Raw genomic sequence first — 5,270 nt, forward strand, 5'->3', positions numbered from 1 at the left:
TGCTCATCCTTTAAACGACCGGTCCCATCTGCGGGTTCCCGACGGCAACGGATACAGTCACGCCCAGGCAACCACGGGGACAGGAGAGGGTCATTACCGCCAACCGGCAGACGAGCTGGGCGTTCGCCGACGCCTATGTCGCCGAGGACGACGCGCTGCGCTGGGCCCGCGAACGGGCCCGCGAGGCAGGGCTGCGCTCGGTGTCGCCCGGCACGGGCGCAGCGCTGCGGTTGCTGGCCGCGTCGGTGGACGCCAAGGCCGTCGCCGAGATCGGCACGGGCTGCGGCGTGTCCGGGATCCATCTGCTGCACGGCATGCGCCCGGACGGGGTGCTCACCACGGTCGACCCGGAGCCCGACCACCAGCAGTACGCCCGGCAGGCCTTCCGGGACGCCGGCTTCGCCGCCAACCGGGCCCGCTTCATCCCGGGCCGCGCCCTGGACGTGCTGCCCCGGCTGGCGGACGCGGGGTACGACCTGGTCTTCTGCGACGGCGACCGGCTGGAGTACCAGGACTACCTCGCTGAATCGTTGCGCCTGCTGCGCCCGGGGGGCCTCGTCGCCTTCGAGGGCGTGTTCGCGAACGGCCGGACCGTCGACTCCGGGCCGCAGCCCACGGAGGTGCTGCGGCTGCGCGAGCTGGTGCGGACCGTGCGCGACAGCCAGGAGCTGGTGTCCTCCCTGCTGCCGGTGGGCGACGGGCTGCTCTGCGCGGTCAAGCGCTAGCTAGGGGGTGTCCGCAACGTCGCGTCGTCCGCCCGGAGGGCGGGCTCCGCGGCGTCCGGTGCGTGCTCTGGGGGTCCCCCCGGCCGAAGGCTGGGGGAGTGCCGGGCGGACACCCGCGTACTGGTGGTACTCGGGTGTCCGCCCGGTGCGGCGAGTGGGGGTACCCCCTCTGGGGGAGCGTGCAGGGCGTCGCGGAGCAGGCGGGACTTTGCGGACACTCCCCAGGGCCGTTCGTCCGGATCGGCCGCACGACGTCCGCTGCCGGCGCTCACCTGCGCGAAACCGGTGCCGGCCTGCGCAAACAGCCGCCCCGGCACAAGGAGCGGCGCCGGGGCGGCTGAAAAGGGTATGGTCGCTTGCGCGTCAGCCGACGACCTTCTTGAGGGCGTCGCCCAGTGCGTCGGCCTCGTCCGGGGTCAGCTCGACGACGAGCCGACCGCCGCCTTCGAGCGGAACGCGCATGACGATGCCCCGCCCCTCCTTGGTCACCTCGAGCGGGCCATCACCCGTCCGCGGCTTCATGGCCGCCATGCTCGTTCCCCTTCCTGAAACCCAGCTCAACCGTCTCAGCCGACGGCCCACGAAGGGCACCCGCGGTCCCCTTTTCAGGCAGGACACACCGCACCGGCATCGAACACATTGCTTCCAGGCCATTATCCCGCATCCCGCGACCCGATGACCAACATCGGTCGGCATCGCTTGGGCAACGCGCGCGAGCAAAACCACTCAATTCGGCGATGTGGCTGCGACACTGCGCCACCGCGCCCCGTCGGGCGGAACGAAAACGAAGGTGAATTGTTAGACGCAGGTCACATGGCGGCCGCCGTTCAGGGCCGGTGATCTCGGTCATGCTGTGTGCAGACAGGTGCGTACCGGCCGGTACGCGCCGAGCCGCCGACACGGAGGGGATACGCCATGGCCGACACCGTGCTCTACGAGGTGAGCGACGGACTCGCGACGATCACGCTGAACCGCCCCGAGGCGATGAATGCGCTGAACGTCGCGACGAAGGTCGCTCTCCGGGACGCGGTCCGGTCCGCCGCCGACGACGACGCCGTACGGGCCGTGCTGCTGACCGCCGCCGGTGACCGGGCGTTCTGCGTCGGGCAGGACCTCAAGGAGCACATCGGGCTGCTCGCCGCCGACCGGGAGAACGGTTCGGGCCAGACCATGAGCACCGTGCGCGAGCACTACAACCCGATCGTCGAGGCGCTGGCCTCCGCGCCGAAGCCGGTGGTCGCCGCGGTGAACGGGGTAGCGGCGGGGGCGGGCTTCGGCTTCGCGCTCGCGGCCGACTACCGGATCGTGGCGGACACCGCGTCCTTCAACACCTCCTTCGCCGGGGTCGCGCTGACCGCGGACTCCGGGATCTCCTGGACCCTGCCGCGGGTGATCGGGCCGGGCCGGGCGATGGACCTGCTGCTGTTCCCGCGGAGCATCTCCGCGCAGGAGGCGCACGAGCTGGGCATCGTCAACCGTCTGGTCCCGGCCGCCGAGCTGCGCGCGGAGGCCGAGAAGGTGGCGCGCGGCCTGGCCGAGGGGCCGACGGTGGCGTACGCGGCGCTGAAGGAGTCGGTGGCCTACGGCCTGTCCCACTCCCTGCAGGAGACGCTGCGGAAGGAGGACGAGCTGCAGACCCGGGCCGGCTCCTCCGAGGATCATGCGATCGCCGTCCAGGCCTTCGTCAACAAGGAGAAGCCGAAGTACCTGGGCCGGTGAGGCCGGGACTCTCCCGGTGACGCCGGTGAGGCCGGGAGTCTCCCGGTGACGCCGGTGCCACCCCGGCTGCTCTCCCGGGGCGCCCCTCAGCGGGCGTCCCGGGCTGCGCAGTCGGCCAGGTGATCGTTGACCAGGCCGCAGGCCTGCATCAGGGCGTAGGCCGTGGTCGGGCCGACGAAGCGCAGGCCGCGCTTCTTCAGGGCCTTGGACAGGGCCGTCGACTCCGGGGTGACCGCGGGGACGTCGGCCAGGGTTTTCGGCGCCGGGCGGCCGGCCGGGTCGGGGGCGTGGGACCAGATCAGCTCGTCCAGCTCGCCGGGGGCCCAGCCGGCCAGGACGCGAGCGTTGGCCAGGGTCGCGTCGATCTTGGCGCGGTTGCGGATGATGCCCGGGTCGGCGAGCAGGCGGGCCCGGTCCTCCTCGGTGAACTCCGCGACCGTGGCGATCTTGAAGTCGGCGAAGGCGGCGCGGAAGCCGGGGCGGCGGCGCAGGATGGTGATCCAGGACAGGCCGGACTGGAAGGCCTCGAGGCTGAGCCGCTCGAACAGGGCGTCGTCGCCGTGGACCGGGCGGCCCCACTCCTCGTCGTGGTACGTGAGGTAGTCCGGGGCGGACAGGGCCCAGGGGCAGCGCGGGGCGCCGTCCGGGCCGGTGGGCGCGGCGGTGTCGCTCATGGCCGCTCGTCCTCCTCGTCGCGCCGGGTCCGCTTGTCCATGGAGGCCTGGGCCGCGGCGGCCCGGGCGCCGGCGAGGGCGGACTCCAGGTCGGCGATCCGTGCGTCCCGCTCGGCGAGTTCGGCGCCGAGGCGGCCGAGGGCGTCGTCCACGTCGGCCATGCGGTAGCCGCGGGCGGCGAGCGGGAAGCGGAGGCGCTCCACGTCGGCGCGGCCGACCGGCCTGTCCGGCGGCAGGGAGTCCTGGAGGCGCTCCGGCGGCGCGTCGGGCAGCGGCGCCTTCTCGCCGCCGCCGACCACGGCGAGGGTCACCGCGGCGACCACGACGGCGAGCGCGACGACCAGGAACAAGAACATCACCATCGCGGGATCCCCCATGGGCGAAGGGTCGGTCGGACCGGACAGGTCTGACAGGTCTGACAGGTCCGGCAGGTCTGGCGGGCCTCCGGACGGGCCGGTGCCGGATGCAGGATCCGGTTGTGTGCGTCCGATCGTGCCATGCGAGTCTGACAGTCGGCGGCGCAGGCCGGAACGGACGAGGAGAGGCACAGGGGATGCTCAGGCTGGGCAGGCGGGAATTCGGGCCGCACGAACCGGTGATCATGGCGATCGTGAACCGCACCCCGGACTCCTTCTACGACCAGGGGGCGACGTTCCTCGACGAGCCGGCGCTGGCGCGGGTGGAGCAGGCCGTGGCGGAGGGCGCCGCGATCATCGACATCGGCGGGGTGAAGGCCGGGCCCGGTGAGGAGGTCACCGCCGAGGAGGAGGCGCGGCGGACGGTGGGCTTCGTCGCGGAGGTGCGGCGGCGGTTCCCGGACGTCGTGATCAGTGTGGACACCTGGCGGCACGAGGTCGGCGAGGCGGTCTGCGAGGCCGGTGCGGATCTTCTGAACGACGCGTGGGGCGGGGTCGATCCGCGCCTTGCGGAGGTGGCCGCGCGGTACGGGGTGGGTCTGGTGTGCACGCACGCGGGCGGGGCGCAGCCGCGGACGCGGCCGCACCGGGTGGCCTACGACGACGTCATGGCCGACATCCTCGAGGTGACCGTGGGTCTGGCGGAGCGGGCGGTGTCGCTGGGGGTGCCGCGGGAGTCCGTGCTGATCGATCCGGGGCACGACTTCGGGAAGAACACGCGGCACAGTCTGGAGGCGACGCGGCGGCTGGGGGAGATGGTGGCCACGGGGTGGCCGGTGCTGGTGTCGCTGTCCAACAAGGACTTCGTCGGGGAGACCCTGGACAAGCCGGTGAAGGAGCGGGTGCTGGGGACGTTGGCGACGACGGCGGTGTCGGCGTGGCTGGGGGCGCAGGTGTACCGGGTGCACGAGGTCGCCGAGACACGCCAGGTCCTCGACATGGTCGCCGCCATCGCCGGCCACCGCCCCCCTGCGGTCGCCCGCCGCGGCCTCGCCTGAGAGGGTCCCTCTCTCCAACCCCGCCCAGCCGCAGCCCGGCCAGGCACCGGAGGCTCCACCCCTCCGTCCCTGCCAGCCGCAGCCCCTCCAGGCCCGGGCGCAGGGGCTTCGCCCCCGCACCCCCACCAGGGGCTCCGCCGCTGGACCCCGCCCTTTGCCCACCCCACCACCCGACTCGGTCGGCTCCAAGGTGCCGTATCACCGGCCCGGTGGGAGGCAGGGCACAAGCGGGCGGACGCCCACGAGTCCAGCCGCCCGGCGGGTGAAGCGGCCCAGCGGGCTCGTAGAGGCTTCGCAGCCCAGCCCGAGCGGGCCACGAACGACCGGCTGTCGCCCGCAGCCACACCGCTCCCCCGCTCAGGGGGCCACCAGACGCGCTCGGCTGCGAGGTCCCTGACCGTCAGCTCGGGCAACAACGCCCCCGGCGGGGCATACCCCGCCGGGGTTCGATTCCCGCCCCGGCGGATGAGGCAGCGCGGTGGGGCCCGCAGGGGCTTCGCAGCCGTGCCCGAGCGGGCCGCGAGCGACTTGCCGGGCGCGCCGCGCCCTCGCCGCTCACCCGCGCGGTGGGGCCACCGACTTACCGGCCCACGTGTCGGTGGAAGGCTCGCGTTCGCCGATCGGCGAGAACGGGTGGGTGGGCGGATGGGGTCTCGGGTGAGAAGCCTGGGCGAGGCAGCTTCCTTGCGAGCAGCTCCGCCCGGGGGCCTCTCGGCCCACAGGTGCGGGTGGGTGGGC

6 protein-coding genes are annotated in these 5,270 nt (G+C 73.4%); 3 read left to right on the top strand and 3 right to left on the bottom strand.

The genetic code is table 11. The features are described from left to right. Positions 1-26 precede the first annotated feature (26 nt). Positions 27-725: an O-methyltransferase gene (locus ABD207_RS25145; protein WP_344015407.1), complete on the top strand. Its 699-nt coding sequence runs from the start codon at positions 27-29 to the stop codon at positions 723-725. A 363-nt stretch (positions 726-1,088) separates the two neighbouring features. Here the strand turns inward: ABD207_RS25145 and ABD207_RS25150 are convergent, their stop codons facing one another. Further along, positions 1,089-1,256 (bottom strand): DUF3117 domain-containing protein, encoded by a 168-nt coding sequence (locus ABD207_RS25150; protein ID WP_003966491.1) that lies wholly within the window; start codon positions 1,254-1,256, stop codon positions 1,089-1,091. A 384-nt stretch (positions 1,257-1,640) separates the two neighbouring features. Between ABD207_RS25150 and chcB the strand changes: the two genes are divergently transcribed. Beyond that, on the top strand, positions 1,641-2,444 hold the full coding sequence (gene chcB / locus ABD207_RS25155) for a 2-cyclohexenylcarbonyl CoA isomerase (protein ID WP_344015404.1): 804 nt from the start codon (positions 1,641-1,643) through the stop codon (positions 2,442-2,444). 86 nt (positions 2,445-2,530) lie between these two features. Here chcB and ABD207_RS25160 read toward each other — a convergent pair whose 3' ends face one another. Both ABD207_RS25160 and ABD207_RS25165 read right to left on the bottom strand, forming a co-directional pair. Continuing rightward, entirely contained in the window at positions 2,531-3,118 is a 588-nt protein-coding gene (locus tag ABD207_RS25160; RefSeq protein WP_344015405.1) for a DNA-3-methyladenine glycosylase I, read from the bottom strand. Then, a complete protein-coding gene (locus ABD207_RS25165; protein WP_344015408.1) occupies positions 3,115-3,480 on the bottom strand; it encodes a DivIVA domain-containing protein in 366 nt (121 codons plus the stop codon). The genes ABD207_RS25160 and ABD207_RS25165 overlap by 4 nt, the downstream gene beginning before the upstream one ends. Before the next feature lie 191 nt (positions 3,481-3,671). On the opposite strand from ABD207_RS25165, the gene folP reads away from it, so the two are divergent. Next, positions 3,672-4,532: a dihydropteroate synthase gene (folP, locus tag ABD207_RS25170; protein WP_344015406.1), complete on the top strand. Its 861-nt coding sequence runs from the start codon at positions 3,672-3,674 to the stop codon at positions 4,530-4,532. Positions 4,533-5,270 lie beyond the last annotated feature (738 nt).

It is taken from the genome of Streptomyces thermospinosisporus, from assembly GCF_039526425.1.
Taxonomy (GTDB): Bacteria; Actinomycetota; Actinomycetes; order Streptomycetales; family Streptomycetaceae; genus Streptomyces; species Streptomyces thermocarboxydovorans.

Bases quoted from the DNA above. Each gene is read 5' to 3' on its own strand.
- ABD207_RS25150 (WP_003966491.1), bottom strand. From the start codon at position 1,256: ATGGCGGCCATGAAGCCGCGGACGGGTGATGGCCCGCTCGAGGTGACC.
- chcB (WP_344015404.1), top strand. From the start codon at position 1,641: ATGGCCGACACCGTGCTCTACGAGGTGAGCGACGGACTCGCGACGATC.
- ABD207_RS25160 (WP_344015405.1), bottom strand. From the start codon at position 3,118: ATGAGCGACACCGCCGCGCCCACCGGCCCGGACGGCGCCCCGCGCTGC.
- ABD207_RS25165 (WP_344015408.1), bottom strand. From the start codon at position 3,480: ATGGTGATGTTCTTGTTCCTGGTCGTCGCGCTCGCCGTCGTGGTCGCC.
- folP (WP_344015406.1), top strand. From the start codon at position 3,672: ATGCTCAGGCTGGGCAGGCGGGAATTCGGGCCGCACGAACCGGTGATC.